This is a genomic window from Photobacterium lutimaris (assembly GCF_003025555.1).
Lineage (GTDB): Bacteria > Pseudomonadota > Gammaproteobacteria > Enterobacterales > Vibrionaceae > Photobacterium > Photobacterium lutimaris.
The window spans coordinates 46,084-64,855 of record NZ_PYMH01000018.1 but is presented as its reverse complement, the minus strand read 5'-3'; the positions used below and the strand labels follow the sequence as shown (position 1 = coordinate 64,855).

The window sequence follows — 18,772 nt, the reverse complement described above, 5'->3', positions numbered from 1 at the left end:
AAATTATTCCGCTGACAACATTTTGACGGGTAGGAGAGAGTAATGAAAGTAAATGGACTTCAGGCCGAAATGCAGGCCATGCAACTGGAAGCCACCAATGCGTCCCGCCCGGCAACCGGTCAACAGGTCAGCGCTGATTTCGGGGCAATGCTGGGCGATGCCATCAAAGGCGTCAACCAGATCCAGTCACAATCTAGCGAGCTAGCAACACGTTTCGACCAAGGTGACCGCAGCGTCTCCCTGTCTGATGTCATGATTGCGCGTAACAAGTCCAGCGTTGCCTTCGAAGCAACGGTACAGGTGCGCAATAAAATGGTCGAAGCGTACAAAGAACTCATGAATATGCCAGTCTAATTTAGGAATATAGTGCGTGTCGGAACTATCAACTAACAACGAACTCGCGGTAGCTGGCAATTCATCATCGACAGCGGTGATGGCGGACAGCGAATCGGCGCTTCAGAACCCAGACGTTGAAGAAAAGGGTGCCTCGCGTGTTGATAGCATGCTGGGGAATCTGGATGTGCTGCGTCAGGTTGTTCTGGTTCTGTCGGTCGCTATTTGCGTCGCTTTGATCGTCCTTGTCATTTCTTGGATAAAAGAGCCGGAAATGCGGCCTCTAGGAACCTATGAAACGGCTGAGCTGATCCCCATTCTCGATCATTTCGATCAGAAAAAAATCAACTATACCCTTGATGGCAACACTGTCCGTGTACCTGCCGACAACTTTTCCGCGATTAAGCTGGAATTGACCCGGGCGGGCTTGAACCAAGCAACGGCCATGGGGGATGACATCCTGCTGCAGGATATGGGGTTCGGGGTGTCTCAGCGCCTTGAGCAAGAGCGCTTGAAGCTCAGCCGTGAGCGCCAGTTGGCGCGGGCTATCGAACAAATTCGCCAGGTCCGCCAAGCCCAAGTGCTGCTGGCGATGCCTAAGCAAAGTGTGTTTGTTCGCCATAATCAGGAAGCATCCGCTACCGTATTTTTGACCCTGTCGACAGGTGGCTCATTGGGTCAACAAGAAGTCGACTCGATTGTGGATATGGTTGCCACGGCAGTGCCGGGACTCAGACCGACCCGTGTCACCGTGACTGATCAGCATGGCCGTTTACTCAGTTCGGGCACCGCTGATCCGCAGGCAACGGCCCGTCGCAAAGAATACGAACTGGAACGCAAGCAAGAGCAGGCTCTGCGCGAGAAAATCGATGCGATTCTTATCCCGGTGCTGGGGCTTGGCAACTATACCGCGCAGGTGGATGTGTCGATGGACTTCAGTGCAGTGGAAGAAACTCGTAAGCAGTATGATCCGGCGTCCCAATCCACCCGCAGTGAATATACGCTAGAAGATATCAACAACGGCAGTATGGTCGCAGGTATTCCGGGGGCCTTAAGTAACCAGCCTCCGGTAGACAGCGCGATCCCGCAGGAAGTGGCTGAGTTGCAGTCTGGCGGCCGTGGCGGGAACAATTCCGTTCACCGTGAATCGACCCGAAATTATGAGCTGGATACCACTATCAGGCACCGCCGGGCACAAACCGGTACCGTTGACCGCCAAACCGTTTCGGTCGCGATTGATTACAAGCAGGTACTAAACCCAGAAACCGGAGAGCTAACCCGAGTTGCACTGAGTGAGGCTGAGATAGCAAAAATCTCCCGCTTGCTCAAAGGTGGCGTCGGTTTTTCTGAAATGCGTGGCGACATGCTGGAAGTCATTTCGGTGCCGTTTGCCGTACCAGAAGAGCAAATGGTCGCGGACCTGCCGATATGGGATCACCCGAACTTCAACACCTGGGTTCGCTGGTTGGCTGCAGCCCTTGTGATTATTGTGATCATGGTGGTGATGGTGCGCCCGGCAATGCGCAAACTGTTGTATCCGAACCAATCGGCTGACGGTACACCATTGGATGAAAATGGTTTGCCAGTGCCGTCTGGTGGTCATGAGTCTATTGATCTGATTGGCAGCGAGCTTGACGGGGCGGAAACCCTCGAGTTGAGCAGCAGCAATCTGGATCTACCAAACCTGCATAAAGATGAAGATCTGCTGAAAGCGGTGCGTGCCCTTGTGGCTAACGAGCCGGATCTGGCAGCGCAGGTTGTTAAAAGTTGGGTAACTGAAGATGGCTAATGAAGTCGCAACCACGGACAACAAGAAATTTGATATCACCACCCTGACCGGGGCGGATAAAGCTGCGATTTTGCTATTGAGCCTCAATGAGCAGGATGCCGCCAGCATTATCCGTCATCTTGAACCTAAGCAGGTGCAGCGGGTGGGTGGCGTGATGGCACAAATGGCAGATCTAAACCAAGAAAAAGTGTCTGCTGTTCATCGCCATTTCCTTGAGGATATCCAGAAATACACCAGTATCGGTATGGGCAGCGAAGATTTTGTCCGTAATACACTGATCGCGGCATTGGGTGAAGACAAGGCAAATAACCTGGTCGATCAGATCTTGATGGGCAGTGGCTCGCGGGGTCTTGATTCCCTCAAGTGGATGGATCCAAGGCAGGTTGCCAGCATTATTCTCAACGAACACCCGCAGATCCAAACCATTGTTCTGTCGTACCTCGAGCCTGAGCAGTCAGCGGAAATTCTGGCGCAGTTCCCAGAGCGGGTGAGACTGGATTTGATGATGCGAATTGCCAACCTTGAAGAAGTTCAGCCGGCGGCACTGCATGAGCTGAACGATATCATGGAGAAACAGTTTGCCGGTCAAGCCGGAGCCCAGGCGGCGAAAATTGGCGGCCTGAAGGCGGCTGCCGAGATCATGAACTACCTCGACAACAATGTCGAAGGCGCACTCATGGATCAAATTCGTGACAATGACGAAGACATGGCGACCCAGATTGAAGATCTGATGTTCGTCTTCGACAACCTGGCCGAAGTGGATGATCGCGGAATCCAGACTCTGATGCGTGATGTTCCGCAAGATCTCTTGCAGAAAGCCCTCAAGGGTGCTGATGACACGCTGCGCGAGAAAATCATGCGTAATATGTCCAAGCGTGCCGCTGAAATGCTGCAAGATGATCTTGAGGCGATGGGGCCAATCCGTGTGGCTGACGTTGAGTCTGCCCAGAAAGAGATCCTGTCGATTGCCCGTCGACTATCAGATGCCGGCGAGCTGATGCTGACCGGAGGCGGTGCCGATGAATTCCTGTAATACGTTACTGTGCTTGAGCAGTATAATGGCTAGTTATGTCTTCTGATCGCCCGATGGAGCGCCGTCGTGGCTTCCTCCGTGTTCCCGAACATCAAGCGCAAGAGCTTGAGCGTTGGGCCTACCCGGATTACACCTCCGAACAGGAAGGCATGACGGAAAATGCCTTTAATTACGAACCCGAGTGGCAGGTTGAGCCGCTTGATGAAGAGCCTGAACTGCCGCCGCTTACTGCCGCCGACTTGGATGACATCCGCCACTCTGCCTATGAAGAAGGTATTGCTGAAGGCCGAGCTGCCGGACATAGCGAAGGCTTTGAGCAAGGTTCGCAGCAGGGGATGGAACAAGGTCTGCAGCAAGGGCTTGAACAAGGTTTGGCCCAAGGTCTGGCGCAGGGTCTAGAACAAGGCAAAGCGATAACAGATGAGCAGGTTGGCCACTTAACCCAGCTGGTAGAAAAGTTGGCAACCCCGTTGCGGCAAGTTGATGATGCGGTTGAGCAGCAGTTGGTTCAGCTGGTAACCAGCTTGGCCCGTGAATTGGTTCAGGTCGAGCTGAAAACCAACCCGCAGGTGATTTTGCAAACCCTGCGCGAAGGGATTGCTGCGCTGCCGATGGCCGGGCAAAAAACCACGATTCAGCTTCACCCCGAAGATCTGGACATTATCAAGCAGGCTTACGGTACCGAGAACTTGGCAGAGCGGCAATGGACGCTTCAGGCTGAGCCGGCAATGAACCGTGGGGATCTGTTTGTCGAATCAGGCAATTCGACCATCGACTATCAGATGGAAACCCGATTGCGCCACTTGCTTGAGCAGTTTGTTGGTCTTAACAGCCAGCCTTCCCAGCCGTCATCTTGTCAAGAGTCTGACCAAGCGCACGGAGAAGGGTGATGGCCAATCTGGCTGAACGTTTATCCCGCTATCAAACAACCAATACGTCGTCCCGGCCGGTGGCATCCGGCCGTTTAGTGCGTGTCGTTGGGCTGACACTGGAAGCGATTGGGTGCCGGGCACCCGTTGGCAGCCAGTGTAAGGTGGAAACCCTTACCGGCGAGATGGAAGCCGAAGTGGTTGGCTTCTCTGGTGAAACCCTCTTTTTGATGCCCAGCGAACAGCTGACCGGCATCATGCCCGGCGCCAGAGTGACGCCGATCACCGAAGCTGGGGGGATCCCGGTCGGGATGGAATTGCTTGGCAGGGTGATCGATGGTGTCGGTAATCCCCTTGATGGCCTTGGTGATATTTATACCGGCGAGCGGGCGGCGTTCAACGCCGAACCCATTAACCCGCTGGCCAGAAAACCGATCAAAGAGCCGCTGGACGTTGGTTTGAAGGCCGTTAACGGTCTGCTGACTGTCGGCAAGGGGCAGCGTATCGGCTTGTTTGCCGGATCGGGTGTCGGTAAGTCGGTGACGTTGGGGATGATGACCCGGGGTACCACGGCACAGGTTGTGGTGGTTGGCCTTATCGGCGAGCGGGGCCGTGAAGTTAAAGAATTTATTGATGAGATCCTTGGCACGGAAGGGCGCCAGCGAGCAGTCGTCGTGGCGGCACCTGCCGATGCTTCACCGCTGATGCGACTGAAAGGGTGCCAAACGGCCCTGACGATTGCGGAATATTTCCGTGACCAAGGGTTGGATGTTCTATTGCTGATGGACTCACTGACCCGCTTTGCCCAAGCTCAGCGGGAAATCGCCCTCTCTGTCGGCGAGCCACCAGCCACCAAGGGTTATCCGCCTTCGGTCTTTGCCAAATTGCCAGCACTTGTAGAGCGGGCAGGCAATGGTGGCGAGCATCAGGGATCTATTACCGCTTTTTTCACCGTATTGACGGAAGGTGATGATCTACAAGACCCTATCGCCGATGCGTCACGGGCGATTTTGGATGGCCACATCGTGTTATCACGGGAACTTGCTGATGCGGGTCATTACCCGGCAATCGATGTCGAGCGCTCGGTAAGCCGCGTGATGCCAGCCATAGTGAGCGAAGAGCACCTGATGATGTCCAAAGCGGTGAGGCAAGTGTTGTCGATTTGCCGCAAGAATCAGGACTTGGTGTCAATCGGCGCCTATAAACCCGGTACCGACCAAGCCATCGATCAGTCGTTTGCCCTCAAGCCTCGATTAGATGGTTACATGCAGCAATCAATGAAAGAGGCCGTCCCCTACGAGATGTGCGTCAACATGTTACGCTCCGTACTTAGCGGACAATAGATAACGATGACACCAGCGAACAGCCATTGCTAAATTGATGGTGGAAGAATTTGCCAGGAGAAAGCGATGGCAGCCGAAAATGCACTAGCGTTGATTTTAACCCAGACTGCCGATGCCGAGCACAAAGCATCGCTGGCGCTGAACCAAGCGCGTATCGAGCGTGAAAACTACTTACAGCAATTGCGGCAGATAGAACAGTACCGCCTGGACTATTGCCGCCAGTTGTCTGAGCGAGGCCAGCAAGGGCTGACGGCCAGTGCATATAATCACCTGCAAAAATTCTTAAACCAGCTTGATGAAACCTTGGTTAAGCAGAGGAGTGCGGGGGCTCATTTCGACCAGCAGGTGGAGCAATGCAGCTTGCACTGGCAGGAAATGCGCAAACAACGGCGCTCGATAGAGTGGTTAATTGAAAAGAAACAGACCGAGCGGCAGCGCTTGCTGGACAAGCAAGAGCAGAAAATGATGGATGAGTTTGCCACCATGCAATATGCCCGTCGCTTGATGACTCGTTAGCAGAAGGCGTATCCGCCAGTAGCTCGTATTTAATGGGGTATAAACTGGTGTGTTGGCGTATTTTTTGCATCATTATCGTCTATAGGCCACTGTCAAAGCGCGATCTTCATTATGTTTTTATCTCAATTATTCAAAACGGATACCGTTCCGGCAGCATCGGCGGGAGCTTCAAAGACCTCTGCGGCAACAGAAAGCCAGCCGGGAAAATTGGACGCGGTGCCGGACAAAGGCTTCAGCCAAACCCTGCAAGGGTTGATGGGCAAAGAGCCTACAGCGGAACCGACTTCGCTGGACGCCGAGGCGAAAACCACAGATGAAGATGGCAAACTCTCTAGCACGCAGCTGTCTGTGGGAACAAGTGACACTACTGATGATGTAGCACAGAATATTGATAAAAAAGAACTAATTCAGGATGGCAGTCTGGAAGCTGAAGGCTTAGAAGAGTCGGATGGCAAAAATGCAGGGTACTCAACAGGCAGTCAAGAAGGCAATCAAGCCGGCGATGAACTATCCGGTGATGATACGGTTGCAATTGCTGTTGCAGGTCAACACCCGGGATCATCGATAGCCAATCCTGACAGCGTCAAGTTATCCATGAGCGAAGGCGAAGATTTCCTCCAGCGCTTATCCGCATCACACAGTCAACTTGCGGGTACAGATGGCAAGTTGTTGCCGCCTGATGCAGAAGCATTAACCCAAGAGGCAATGACCGAAAAAGGCGGCGCTGTTGGTAAAGAAACCGTGACGGGTAAAGAGACCTTAGTTGGCAAAGACATTGCCATGGGTAAAGATCTTGCGGGTAAAGGGGCTGGTGGCATTGAAGGGCTAGTGGCACAAGAGCAAGATGGCGCGGCAATGACCGATGGCAAGCCGGTAAAAGGCGAGCAAGCCGGTAAAATGGCTTTATCGGGAATGGCGATGACCAACGGTGAACTTAAAAGCGCTCAAGGAACGACACCGCTATCATCGAACCAGGTAACGTCCAATGGTGCATTTCATTCATCGCCGACCAGCGAATTGGCGGCGTTGATGGGCCAATCATCGTCATCTGAGGTGCTGAAAGGAGCACCGCTAGTGAAAGGCAGTACGGGAGCATTGGCAGCGACGTCGCTGGATGACGGTTCAAGCGCAAGTTTGGGTGAGACCCACGGTCCACATACCACGCAACGAACAGCGGCTGCGGGGATGTTGGCTACTGAGGGTGAAAAGCCTGGCACGGCTCAGTCTCCTCTGCTGTTGAGCAAAGAGCAAGCCGGAGACCAGCTGGCGGACAGGGTTCAGATGATGATGTCGAAGAACCTCAAGCATGTTGATATCCGCCTTGACCCGCCAGAGCTGGGTAAATTGCAGATCAAATTATCGATGAATAACGATCAGGCATCGGTACAAATTACCGTGGCCAATCAGCAATCGCGGGATTTGGTCGAACAAGCCATGCCCCGTTTACGTGAGCTGTTGCAACAGCAAGGGTTACAGTTAGCCCAAAGTACCGTCCAGCAGGACAGCAGTCGCCAGTTTGCCGGCGGTTCGCAGCAGCACCCGAATGGTCAGCCAGACTCTTCACCTCAGCGTGGTGAACAAGGCTCAGGTCAGATAGCCGCTCATGAGCTGGCTGCTGACAGTAATCAGACGGCCAGTCGCACGGATTTGTGGATGGCAGCACCAAAAGACGGTGTTGATTACTATGCCTAGGGTAGGACTCTGGTAAACTGGGCAAAAGCGATACCCACATAACTTTAAATGTTTGGCTATAAAACTCACAACAAAGGATAAATCAAGCATGGCAGATGAAGGACAAGGCGGCGGAAAGAAGAAGTTAGTGATCATTGCCGTATTGGCCGTTGCTCTGCTTGCAGGCGCTGGCGTTGGCGCATGGTTTTTCTTTGGCGGCTCGTCTCCGGAGCCGGAGACTGCACAGTCGGGCTCGGCGACCCCATCAGCTCCGGCAGTGGTGGAATCCGCCTACTATGTTATTTTGCCCCAACCTTTTATTTTCAATGTTAGCGGTGACGCCCGAGACAGGTTGGTGCAGGTTAAAGTTCAGCTTATGGTAAGGGGAGATAGCAATGATGCTGCCGCCCGTCAGCATATTCCGCTGATAGAAAGTACGTTGTTGCAGACCTTTGGTGCTGCAACCGTTGAGCAATTGAGAACGCCGACAGGACGATTAGAGCTTCGTAGTCAGTCGTTGGCGGCTGTTCAAGAGGCTCTGCTTAAGGTATCCGGCCGACAAGCGGTTGAGCGGGTACTGTTTACTGGTTTTGTAATGCAATAGGTTTTATGTGAGTGACTTATTAACTCAGGACGAAATTGACGCCCTCTTACACGGTGTCGACGATGTCGATGATGATGATGACGGTGGCCAGAGCGACACTGGCGTCATGGCTTTTGATTTTTCATCACAAGACAGGATAGTCCGTGGGCGGATGCCTACACTGGAGCTGATTAACGAGCGTTTTGCCCGCCATATGCGGATAAGCCTGTTTAATATGTTGCGAAAAACAGCCGAGGTTTCTATCAACGGGGTGCAGATGCTCAAATTTGGCGAGTATCAGAATACCCTGTATGTCCCGACCAGCTTGAATATGGTGCGCTTTCGTCCGCTCAAGGGGACGGCACTGATCACCATGGAAGCCCGACTGGTCTTCATTTTGGTCGAGAACTTCTTTGGTGGCGATGGGCGTTTCCACGCCAAGATTGAAGGGCGTGAATTTACCCCGACTGAGCGTCGTATTGTTCAGATGCTGTTGAAATTGGTGTTTGAAGATTACCGCGAGGCGTGGTCACCGGTAATGGGCGTCGAGTTCGAATACCTCGACTCTGAAGTCAACCCAACGATGGCCAATATCGTCAGCCCGACCGAGGTGATTATTGTCAGTTCGTTCCATATCGAGGTTGACGGTGGCGGTGGTGACTTCCATGTGGTGATGCCTTACTCCATGGTAGAGCCCATTCGCGAATTGCTTGATGCCGGTGTCCAGAGTGACAAGATGGACACCGATGTTCGCTGGAGCAAAGCGCTGCGTGACGAAATCATGGATGTGCCGGTGAATATGCGGGCTAAGTTGCTCGATGTTGACCTGACCCTGCGTGACTTGATGGAGCTTCAGCCGGGAGATGTGATCCCGATTGATGTGCCGGAAGCGGCAACGGTCTTTGTCGAAGACTTACCAACCTACCGCGCCAAAATGGGTAAATCGGGCGAGAATATCGCATTGAAGATCACCGAAAAACTAAAGCGTCCGGATATGGTGAAAAGCGATTTGGCTTTCCTCGATCGCGATGAACTAGGCTCGGCACTGTTGAATCTTCACGGTGACGATACAGACAATTAAGGACGAGATCCGAATAGGTACAAACATGTCTAATAATGATCAACAAATTGCCGACGACTGGGCGGCGGCCTTGGCTGAGCAGGCCAGTGATGAAGTGGCGCAGCCGGCGCCACTGGAAGAGCTGACCGATGAATCGGCCCCGATTGGCGAAGATGAACGCCGCAAGCTCGATACTATCTTGGATATTCCGGTGACCATCTCGATGGAAGTTGGCAGGACGCAGATCAGTATTCGAAACCTGCTGCAACTTAACCAGGGCTCGGTTGTAGAGCTCGATCGTGTGGCCGGTGAATCGCTGGATGTGATGGTTAACGGCACGCTGATCGCCCACGGCGAAGTCGTGGTGGTCAATGACAAATTCGGTATTCGTCTGACAGATGTGATCAGCCAGACCGAGCGGATCAAGAAGCTACGTTAATTATGGCGCCTGAATTGAATTTGGCGACCACGCTCGCCTCGTTGTTGTTGGTTCTGGCGGTCATCGTTTTGCTTGCTTGGCTCATCAAAAGGATGAAGCTACCCGGCTTGCAAGGCGGTGATAGCGCTATTCGTATCTTGCGCCAACTGCCGGTTGGCCAGCGCGAACGTATCGTTTTGTTGCAGGTCGGTGAAGAGCAGATGCTGGTCGGGGTGACCCAACATAATATATCGCTGCTCGGAAAACTTGATAACCCGATTGCCTCTGATCAAGGTCAGGATGGCGGGGAATTTGCCAGCCAGCTGGGAAAGCTGTTGAGAAAAAATGAGAAGAACTAATTTCATTGCCGCCGTACTGGCGGTTTTTTCGCTTTTGTTGGTGTTTCCTGCCGCGGCAGAAACGGCTGCGGACTTGGTTGGTGGCACCGCTGCGCAGCCGGGCGCGACATTGAGCGAGATGCAAAACGAAGCCGGTTCAACCGCGATGGCACTGACCCGAAGCGGTGGCAGTGGTATACCGGCCTTCTCGGTGACCGTCAACCCGGATGGCAGCGAGGATTATTCGATTACCCTGCAGATCCTTGCCTTGATGACCGCATTGGGGTTCTTGCCGGCTATCGTGATCCTGATGACCTCCTTCACCCGAATTGTGGTGGTCATCTCGATATTGCGTCAGGCGATGGGTTTACAACAGACGCCATCGAACCAGGTGATTATTGGTATTGCCATGTTCATGACCTTTTTCGTGATGTCGCCGGTACTCGACAAGATCAATACCGCTGCCGTTCAGCCCTACATCAACGAACAGATGAGTGCTGCCCAGGCGCTGGAAGCCGCCCAAGATCCGCTGCGTCAGTTTATGCTCAACCAGACTCGGGTTAAAGATTTGGAAACCTTTGTCGAAATGTCGGGCTCGAACGCCACCGATCCGCAAGAGGTACCGATGACGGTACTGATCCCGGCTTTTGTGACGTCAGAGCTGAAAACGGCGTTCCAGATCGGCTTTATGCTGTTCTTGCCCTTTTTGATCATTGATTTGGTGGTGGCGTCGGTCCTGATGGCCATGGGTATGATGATGCTTTCGCCGATGATCGTTTCCTTGCCGTTTAAGCTGATGTTGTTTGTGCTGGTGGATGGCTGGAACCTGATTTTATCAACCTTGGCGGGGAGTTTTGGGACGTGACGCCGGAGTTTTTTGTCGAAATCTTCCAAGATGCACTCTACATGGTACTGCTCATGGTCTGTGCCATTGTGGTGCCGGGCTTGCTGACAGGTTTGGTGGTGGCTGTCTTCCAGGCGGCAACCTCGATTAACGAACAGACCCTGAGCTTTTTGCCGAGGTTGATCGTGACCTTGCTGGCCCTGATGTTCTTCGGCCATATGATGACCCAGATGCTGATGGACTATTTCCATCAGATGATTGACTACATCCCGCAACTGCTGCACTGACGATGAATTATCCTGCACCCTTGCTATTGGAGTGGCTGGCAACGATTTTCTGGCCGCTGACCCGGATCTCATCAATGCTGATGGTGATGACGTTCTTTGGTGCCCGCTATGTCGCGCCTAAGATTCGTCTCTATGTCTCATTGTTGTTTACCTTTGCGTTGTTGCCTGTCTTGCCGGTTGCCCCGGTCGATATTCCCTTGATGTCGTTGCAGGGCTTCATTACCACCGGCCAGCAGGTGGTCATCGGCGTGGCGATGGGGATGGTGACGACCTTTGTCACCCAGACTTTTATACTGCTGGGGCAGATCCTCGGTATGCAGTCGAGCTTGGGCTTTGCCTCTATGGTAGACCCGTCCAACGGGCAAAATACCCCGGTACTGGGCCAGTTCTATATGTTTCTGGTGGTGATGATTTTCCTGGCTACTGATGGCCATTTAATGATGCTCAAGCTGGTGGCGATGAGTTTCCATACGCTGCCTGTGGGTGAGTCGATGCTCGATGCTGCGGATTACTATCAGATGGCGCAGTGGTTTGGTCATATGTTCAAGTTTGCGCTAAGCATCGCCATTGCCGGCGTAGTGGCCTTGCTGGTGGTCAATATGTCGTTTGGTGTGATGACTCGGGCAGCCCCCCAGTTGAATATTTTTGCTCTCGGCTTTTCTTTTGCCCTGTTGCTGGGCTTTGTGATCAGCTGGTTTTTGATTGCAGGTATTTTGCCGCACTATGAAGCGATCTGGCAGGTTGGTGTCGAGCAAGTGTGTAGTTTAATTCGGTTGGATTGCTAATGGCAGAGTCTGACGGACAAGAAAGAACCGAAGAGGCCACGCCCCGAAGGCGGGATCAGGCCCGCGAGAAAGGACAGGTTCCCCGGTCGAGGGAGCTCGCATCGATTGCGGTACTGGTGGCTGGTGCCGTCGGTATGATGTGGTTTGGTGAGGCGATCGGCCGGGGGATCGGCGAGGTCATGACAAGACTGTTCAGCCTAACCCGAGAGGAAATATTCGATCTCTCACAGCTGTTTGGCTTGATTGTGTCGGCGCTCGGTAACGTGCTGTTTCCGTTATTTACCTTCCTGTTGTTTGTCTATGTCGCGGCGTTTATTGGGGCTACGGGTCTCGGTGGGATCAGTTTTTCATCACAAGCCGCTGCCCCGAAGTTGTCCAAAATGAACCCGATCAGCGGCCTCAAGCGGATGATGGGCAAGCAGAGCTTGGTTGAGTTGATAAAGTCGATCCTCAAGGTTCTGTTAGTGATAGGGGTTGCCTTCTTCCTGCTCAAGGCGAACCTGACCGATTTCTACCAACTCAGCCGTGAGGTGTATCCGAAAAATATCGCTCACGCATTGGATATTTTACTCAATTTCATTTTTTTGATCAGTTGTTCTCTGCTGGTTGTGGTAGCCATCGATATTCCGTACCAGATCTGGCAGCACAATGAACAGCTCAAGATGACCAAGCAGGAAGTGAAGGACGAGTTCAAGGACTCGGAAGGTAAGCCGGAAGTGAAGGGGCGTATTCGTATGCTTCAGCGTGAAATGGCACAGCGGAGAATGATGGCGGATGTCCCGCAGGCCGATGTTGTCATTACCAACCCGGAACACTTCTCGGTCGCTCTGCGCTATGACGCCAAGATTGACTCGGCACCGGTGGTTATCGCCAAAGGGACAGACTTTCTGGCACTGAAAATCCGTGAAATTGCCAACGAACATCAGATAGAAATTGTGCCTGCGCCGCCACTGGCAAGGGCTCTGTACCACACGACCGAGCTCGAGCAGCAGATCCCCGATGGGCTATTTGCTGCCGTGGCGCAAGTGCTAGCGTATATTTACCAGCTTAAGCAGTACCAGAAAGGCCGTGGGCGCAAACCTTCTTTGTCTAAGGAAGTGTCGGATATCCCCAACGAGTTGCGCCACTAGTCTGCGAGGCTAGAGGCCAGCGTTTGGGCCTCTCTGCCCGCGTAGTATCCCACCAAGAGCGTCAAAAATATGGCAAAAATAGTGGCGTGATAATTGCTGTTAAGTTGCAGTCGGTTGCTTTTTGTTTTCCGGCGAAAGCGGTACAATAACAAATACCATACTTCTTATAACACCCCTCGCAGATCCCACACGATACAGTGTCGTCGCAGTGACTACCGGTATATTGAAGGTGTCTTGGTTTAGCGGGAACAGAACCATTAAAGACATTGCATGAAGCTATCTTTACCTTTTACCGATAAGTTTAATCCTGCTCGTTTACAGTCGATGCCGGCGATAGGTGCGCCTGTTTTGGTACTGGCAACCTTGGCAATGATTATATTGCCCATGCCGCCATTGCTGTTGGATATGGCTTTTTCCTTTAATATCGCGCTTGCCCTCGTGGTACTGCTGGTCACAATTTATACTCGCCGTCCCCTTGATTTTGCGGCCTTCCCGACAGTATTGCTGATAGCGACCTTGCTGCGTTTGGCGCTGAACGTTGCTTCTACCCGAGTCGTCTTGCTGTATGGTCACGACGGGCCGGATGCTGCCGGTCAGGTTATCGATGCCTTCGGTTCGGTGGTGATTGGTGGTAACTATGCGGTTGGTTTGGTGGTTTTCCTGATCTTGATGATTATCAACTTCATGGTAGTCACCAAAGGTGCCGGCCGTATTTCCGAGGTGAGTGCTCGTTTTACCTTGGATGCTTTGCCGGGTAAGCAGATGGCGATTGATGCAGATCTGAATGCCGGTTTGATTGACCAGGATCAGGCCCGTACCCGCCGTTCTGAAGTCACCAAAGAAGCGGACTTCTACGGCTCGATGGATGGTGCCTCCAAGTTTGTGAAGGGGGATGCGATTGCCGGTATCCTTATCCTGTGTATCAATATTGTCGGCGGCCTCGTCATCGGTATGAGCCAACATGGCCTTGGCTTTGGTGACGCAATTGAAATCTACAGTTTGCTGACTATCGGTGACGGCTTGGTCGCCCAAATTCCATCGTTGCTGTTGTCCATTGGTGCCGCCATGATGGTGACGCGTCAAAATACTGACGAAGACATGGGCCAACAGATGATTTTCCAGATGTTCAACAACCCGCAGGCGTTGATCATCACCGGTGGGATCCTGTTTGTGATGGGTATCGTACCGGGTATGCCACATATCCCCTTCTTGTTACTGGCCTTGCTTATTGGCGGGGTGGCTTATTGGCGCATCAAGTCACAGCGTGAAGCGGCTGAAATCAAAGAGCAGCAAGCCTCAACCGATGTGGTGGCTCCGCAATTGCCAAAAGAGTTGTCTTGGGATGATGTCAAACCGATTGATGTCATTGGCCTTGAAGTGGGTTACCGCCTCATTCCTATGGTCGATAAAGATCAAGGGGGAGAGTTGCTGGAACGAGTCAAAGGCGTGAGGAAGAAACTGTCGCAGGACTTTGGTTTCTTGATCCCTGCTGTTCATATCCGCGATAACCTTGAGCTACCGCCGAACACCTACCGTATCAGCTTGATGGGGGTTGCCTGTGGTGAAGCTAACATCCATCCTAATCGTGAGTTGGCGATAAACCCGGGCCAAGTCTTTGGCAATGTGGATGGCGAGCGCACGGTGGATCCGGCCTTTGGCCTTGAAGCAGTATGGATCAACGACTCCCAACGCGAACATGCCCAAGCCCTTGGCTACACCGTTGTTGACTCCTCGACGGTACTGGCGACTCACCTCAGTCAAATCCTGACTAACCGTGCTGCCCAGCTGATTGGCTATGAAGAAGTCCAGAACTTGCTCGACTTGCTGGCCAAGGCTGCACCACGCTTGGTGGAAGGGTTGGTACCGGATCAGCTTAGCTTGGGTGTTATCGTTAAAGTGCTGCAGAATCTCCTTAACGAGGCCATTCCTATTAGGGATATCCGAACAATCGTGCAGACGCTGGCTGAATACTCCAGCAAGAGTCAAGATCCTGACATATTGACGGCGGCGGTCCGTGTTAGTTTGAAACGACTGATTTGCCAAGAAATCAATGGCATAGAGCCAGAATTACCTGTTATCACTCTTGTTCCAGAGTTGGAGCAAATCTTGCATCAAACTATGCAGTCTTCCGGCGGTGAGTCAACCGGTATTGAGCCTGGCCTGGCTGAACGCCTGCAGCGTTCACTGGTTGATGCGACCCAGCAGCAAGAATTGAAAGGCGAACCTGCCGTATTGCTGACATCGGGTGTGCTGAGGCTGACACTCGCGAAGTTTGTAAAAAATACAATCCCTTCATTACGTGTGTTGTCTTATCAGGAAGTGCCTGACGAGAAACAGATCCGTATTGTCAATGCAGTAGGGAATTCTTAATGGCGGCAATGGCGATGACGATGGGGGAGGTAGCCACGAGGCGACCATCACCCCATGGCCTGATATAACGGGAATGTTACATTGAAAATAAAACGTTTTTTTGCCAAAGATATGCGTGCTGCGCTCACCCAAGTGAAGGAAGAGTTGGGTGCGGATGCGGTTATCATGTCGAATAAAAAGGTCACCGGTGGGGTGGAAATTGTTGCAGCACTGGACAGTGAGGATCCTCGCGGCCAACTGTCGGCGGCTGCCAGCAAAACACGCGAAGATCTCGCCGAACGACTCGATAGCGCCAAGCGTCAGCTGGCTGATGATAAAGTCCAGATCCAGTCGCCAGCTAGCCGGTTTGCCAAAGTGCTACACAATTTCACCGGCCAGTCTGGTGATGCCGAGCAGGGCAACGGCCAAGGTCATGAAGCCGATTCGTTGTCAGCCCTGTTGCAGCGTCAGTCTAAGCATTATGGTGATGAGCCCCAGCATCCTGCCAGCGCTTCATACGGTGAGCGCAGCTATGCGGCTGGCGGCGGCAGAGCACAAGAGCCGCAGCGTCGTCAGTCGGAGTCGTATTTCAACGACCCTGCCGCCCGTTACCAAACCAGTCGACAGTCAGGCCAGCAGCAAGCAGGTCGTCAACAAAATCGACATCAGCTTGATATCGGTGATTACCGTCGTCCGGCGGTACCCAAGGCTGAGCCTTTGGACGTCTCCCGTTCAGCAGGGCGCAGTTCGACAGGTCATCGCCAGGCAGAAAGCCGTTTCGATTCAGCGCAATCAGAATCACGTTTTGGTTCATCGCAGCAGCCGAAAAACCGTTTGGATCCTAGTCGCTATGATCCCAAAGCACACAACCACAGCGCCGGTGAAATCGATGCGATGCGCAATGAAATGGCCTCGATCCGCCGCTTGCTCGAGCACCAAGTTTCTGGCCTGATGTGGCAGGAAATGGAACGTCGCGAGCCGATGCGGGCGATGATGATCAAACGGCTGGAAAAAATGGGGTTGTCGCAAGAGCTTTCAGACCAGCTGGCGTGCTACATCCCTGAAGATGTACCCGCGAACGAAGCATGGCCATCACTGCTTAACCTGCTTTCTGATCAGATTATTACCACCAAAGACAGCATCTTGGAAAACGGAGGCGTTGTCGCGCTGCTTGGGCCAACCGGCGTGGGTAAAACCACCACGATTGCCAAGCTGGCTGCCCGGGCAGCAATGGAGTTCGGCCCCGATCAAATCGCCATGGTGACGACGGATACATTTCGTATCGGTGCCCATGAACAGCTGGCCACTTACGGACGAATTATGGGCTGTCCGGTAAGAGTCGCTAAAGATGCCGAGGAATTGGCCGATATATTACATCAGCTACGTCATCGTCGCCTGGTTCTGCTTGATACCGCAGGAATGGGACAGCGTGATATCAGGCTATCGGAGCAGCTCGACACCTTGATGCAAAACAGTGGATCGCAGATCCGCAGTTATTTGGTGCTGCCTTCGACAGCGCAGCGCCGGGTGCTGCATGAAACCGTTGAGCACTTCCGGCGTATCCCGCTATCGGGCTGCGTACTGACCAAGCTGGACGAATCGTTGAGCTTGGGTGAGGTGATCAGCGTATCGATACAACACGCACTGCCGATTGCCTATCTTGCTGACGGGCAACGGGTACCGGAAGACATTAAGGTCGCCACGGGGAACTATCTGGTTGCTCGGGCAAACGAATTACTTGAACAAGAGTTAAGCCAGCAAACCCACTTCTGGAGTAGCGAAAGCGCTGAGAACCAGGGGGCAGACTTTTATGACTGAGAACGCCATGTACGATCAAGCTAGCGGTTTACGCCGTATGACCCAGCTAACCTCAACCAAAGTGATTACCGTGACAGGCGGTAAAGGCGGGGTAGGGAAAACCAATGTGACCCTGAACATGGCGATTTCAATGGCCCGCCAGGGTAAGCGAGTCATGGTACTCGATGCCGACCTCGGGTTGGCGAATGTCGATGTCATGCTTGGCCTGCGTGCCGTGCGTAACTTATCGCATGTGCTGGCAGGGGTGTGCGAACTGAAAGATATCATTGTCGAAGGCCCATACGGGGTGAAGATTGTTCCGGCGTCTTCCGGCACTCAGAATATGGCTGAGCTGACTGCCGCCCAGCACATGGGACTGATCCGGGCGTTCAGTACCCTTGAAGATGATATCGACGTGCTACTGGTCGATACCGCCGCAGGCATTTCCGATATGGTACTGAGCTTTTCCCGCGCCGCTCAGGATGTGGTTGTCGTGGTCTGTGATGAGCCAACGTCGATCACCGATGCCTATGCCATGATTAAGATCCTCAGCCGTGAATATGATGTTCAGCGCTTTAAAATTGTGGCTAACATGGTGCGCAGCTACCGCGAGGGACGCGAGCTGTTTATCAAGCTTACCCGTGTGGCTGAGCGCTTTTTGGATGCCAACCTTGAGCTGGTGGCGTGTATTCCACTTGATGATCGGGTCCGCCAATCGGTGAAACGCCAGAAACTGGTGGTGGAAGCTTTCCCGCGCAGCCCGGCTGCGTTGGCTTTGGGGGCGTTGGCCAACAAAGCGGCCATGTGGCCGGTCCCGCAGAGCCCTGGCGGTCACTTGGAGTTCTTCGTGGAGCGGTTGTTGGTGAATACCCGACACCCACGGGAGGAGCCGGTCAGTGAATAAAGCATTAACCTATGGGCGCTACCAGCAGAGCCCACAGGCTTTTATCGAGCGCTATTCGTCTTTGGTCAAGCGTATCGCCCATCATCTAATGGGCCGTTTGCCACCCAGCGTGATGTTGGAAGATCTCATTCAGGCGGGTATGATTGGCCTGCTTGAGGCACAGCAAAACTACGATCCGGCCAAGGGCGCGAGTTTCGAAACCTTTGCCGGCATCCGTATTCGCGGGGCCATGCTGGATGATATCCGCCGTGGGGACTGGGTTCCCCGCTCTGTATACAAAAACAACCGACGTATTTCTGAAGCCATTTCGGTTCTTGAAGGCACACTCGGCCGGGATCCTAACGATCAGGAAATTGCGGCATATCTCGAAATGACGCTAGAACAGTACCACCAAGCCTTAAATGATGTTAATTGTGGTCGTTTAGTGGGTATGGATGATCTTGGGGTTGCGGAAGACACTGTCGCAAATGAAGAATCGGTTGAAGAAAATCTTCCCTTTCAGGGGGTTGTGGATGATAATTTTCGTCAATCCTTGGCCGAAGCGATTAAAACCTTGCCTGAAAGAGAAGCATTAGTTTTGTCCCTGTACTACGACGAGGAGCTAAACCTCAAAGAGATAGGGGCGGTTATCGGGGTGAGTGAATCCCGAGTTTGCCAGATTCACAGTCAGGCGATGCAACGTTTGCGGTCCAAGTTGACTGCGTGGACTTCGTAATAAACACA

Annotated in this window: 19 protein-coding genes; all 19 read left to right on the top strand. The window is 53.0% G+C overall.

Going from position 1 to position 18,772, the window contains the following annotated elements; translation table 11 throughout:
• The first annotated feature begins 42 nt into the window (after positions 1-42).
• The 19 genes from fliE (at position 43) to C9I99_RS24410 (ending at position 18,764) form a co-directional block, all read left to right on the top strand.
• The gene (gene fliE / locus C9I99_RS24500; protein ID WP_107351452.1) at positions 43-354 is read left to right on the top strand and encodes a flagellar hook-basal body complex protein FliE; all 312 of its coding nucleotides are present in this window, start codon (positions 43-45) and stop codon (positions 352-354) included.
• Positions 355-370: 16 nt separating this feature from the next.
• Positions 371-2,122, top strand: a complete 1,752-nt coding sequence (gene fliF / locus C9I99_RS24495) for a flagellar basal-body MS-ring/collar protein FliF (RefSeq protein ID WP_107351451.1) — start codon at positions 371-373, stop codon at positions 2,120-2,122.
• Positions 2,115-3,155, top strand: a complete 1,041-nt coding sequence (gene fliG, locus C9I99_RS24490; RefSeq protein ID WP_107351450.1) for a flagellar motor switch protein FliG — start codon at positions 2,115-2,117, stop codon at positions 3,153-3,155. The genes fliF and fliG overlap by 8 nt, the downstream gene beginning before the upstream one ends.
• A gap of 35 nt (positions 3,156-3,190) precedes the next feature.
• Positions 3,191-4,045 (top strand): flagellar assembly protein FliH, encoded by an 855-nt coding sequence (fliH, locus tag C9I99_RS24485; RefSeq protein ID WP_107351449.1) that lies wholly within the window; start codon positions 3,191-3,193, stop codon positions 4,043-4,045.
• On the top strand, positions 4,045-5,367 hold the full coding sequence (gene fliI / locus C9I99_RS24480) for a flagellar protein export ATPase FliI (protein WP_107351448.1): 1,323 nt from the start codon (positions 4,045-4,047) through the stop codon (positions 5,365-5,367). The genes fliH and fliI overlap by 1 nt, the downstream gene beginning before the upstream one ends.
• A gap of 66 nt (positions 5,368-5,433) precedes the next feature.
• A complete protein-coding gene (fliJ, locus tag C9I99_RS24475; protein ID WP_107351447.1) occupies positions 5,434-5,883 on the top strand; it encodes a flagellar export protein FliJ in 450 nt (149 codons plus the stop codon).
• Between the two features lie 111 nt (positions 5,884-5,994).
• The gene (locus C9I99_RS24470; RefSeq protein ID WP_107351446.1) at positions 5,995-7,575 is read left to right on the top strand and encodes a flagellar hook-length control protein FliK; all 1,581 of its coding nucleotides are present in this window, start codon (positions 5,995-5,997) and stop codon (positions 7,573-7,575) included.
• A 58-nt stretch (positions 7,576-7,633) separates the two neighbouring features.
• The gene (gene fliL, locus C9I99_RS24465; protein ID WP_275937925.1) at positions 7,634-8,158 is read left to right on the top strand and encodes a flagellar basal body-associated protein FliL; all 525 of its coding nucleotides are present in this window, start codon (positions 7,634-7,636) and stop codon (positions 8,156-8,158) included.
• A 7-nt stretch (positions 8,159-8,165) separates the two neighbouring features.
• The gene (gene fliM, locus C9I99_RS24460) at positions 8,166-9,218 is read left to right on the top strand and encodes a flagellar motor switch protein FliM (RefSeq protein WP_107351444.1); all 1,053 of its coding nucleotides are present in this window, start codon (positions 8,166-8,168) and stop codon (positions 9,216-9,218) included.
• A 25-nt stretch (positions 9,219-9,243) separates the two neighbouring features.
• Positions 9,244-9,636 (top strand): flagellar motor switch protein FliN, encoded by a 393-nt coding sequence (fliN, locus tag C9I99_RS24455; RefSeq protein WP_107351443.1) that lies wholly within the window; start codon positions 9,244-9,246, stop codon positions 9,634-9,636.
• Positions 9,637-9,638: 2 nt separating this feature from the next.
• Positions 9,639-9,974 (top strand): flagellar biosynthetic protein FliO, encoded by a 336-nt coding sequence (fliO, locus tag C9I99_RS24450; RefSeq protein ID WP_107351442.1) that lies wholly within the window; start codon positions 9,639-9,641, stop codon positions 9,972-9,974.
• Positions 9,961-10,818 carry a flagellar type III secretion system pore protein FliP gene (gene fliP / locus C9I99_RS24445; RefSeq protein ID WP_107351441.1) on the top strand — a complete coding sequence of 286 codons (858 nt, stop codon included), beginning with the start codon at positions 9,961-9,963 and terminating at the stop codon, positions 10,816-10,818. Before fliO ends, fliP begins: the two co-directional genes overlap by 14 nt.
• Positions 10,815-11,084 carry a flagellar biosynthesis protein FliQ gene (gene fliQ / locus C9I99_RS24440; RefSeq protein ID WP_107351440.1) on the top strand — a complete coding sequence of 90 codons (270 nt, stop codon included), beginning with the start codon at positions 10,815-10,817 and terminating at the stop codon, positions 11,082-11,084. Before fliP ends, fliQ begins: the two co-directional genes overlap by 4 nt.
• Before the next feature lie 2 nt (positions 11,085-11,086).
• On the top strand, positions 11,087-11,869 hold the full coding sequence (gene fliR / locus C9I99_RS24435; RefSeq protein WP_107351439.1) for a flagellar biosynthetic protein FliR: 783 nt from the start codon (positions 11,087-11,089) through the stop codon (positions 11,867-11,869).
• Positions 11,869-12,999 carry a flagellar biosynthesis protein FlhB gene (gene flhB, locus C9I99_RS24430; RefSeq protein ID WP_107351438.1) on the top strand — a complete coding sequence of 377 codons (1,131 nt, stop codon included), beginning with the start codon at positions 11,869-11,871 and terminating at the stop codon, positions 12,997-12,999. The genes fliR and flhB overlap by 1 nt, the downstream gene beginning before the upstream one ends.
• A gap of 270 nt (positions 13,000-13,269) precedes the next feature.
• On the top strand, positions 13,270-15,369 hold the full coding sequence (gene flhA / locus C9I99_RS24425) for a flagellar biosynthesis protein FlhA (protein WP_107351437.1): 2,100 nt from the start codon (positions 13,270-13,272) through the stop codon (positions 15,367-15,369).
• An 81-nt stretch (positions 15,370-15,450) separates the two neighbouring features.
• Complete coding sequence (flhF, locus tag C9I99_RS24420) at positions 15,451-17,166, top strand: flagellar biosynthesis GTPase FlhF (protein ID WP_107351436.1); 1,716 nt, start codon at positions 15,451-15,453, stop codon at positions 17,164-17,166.
• The gene (locus tag C9I99_RS24415) at positions 17,159-18,049 is read left to right on the top strand and encodes a MinD/ParA family protein (protein WP_107351435.1); all 891 of its coding nucleotides are present in this window, start codon (positions 17,159-17,161) and stop codon (positions 18,047-18,049) included. Before flhF ends, C9I99_RS24415 begins: the two co-directional genes overlap by 8 nt.
• Positions 18,042-18,764 (top strand): RNA polymerase sigma factor FliA, encoded by a 723-nt coding sequence (locus C9I99_RS24410; RefSeq protein WP_107351434.1) that lies wholly within the window; start codon positions 18,042-18,044, stop codon positions 18,762-18,764. Before C9I99_RS24415 ends, C9I99_RS24410 begins: the two co-directional genes overlap by 8 nt.
• Positions 18,765-18,772 lie beyond the last annotated feature (8 nt).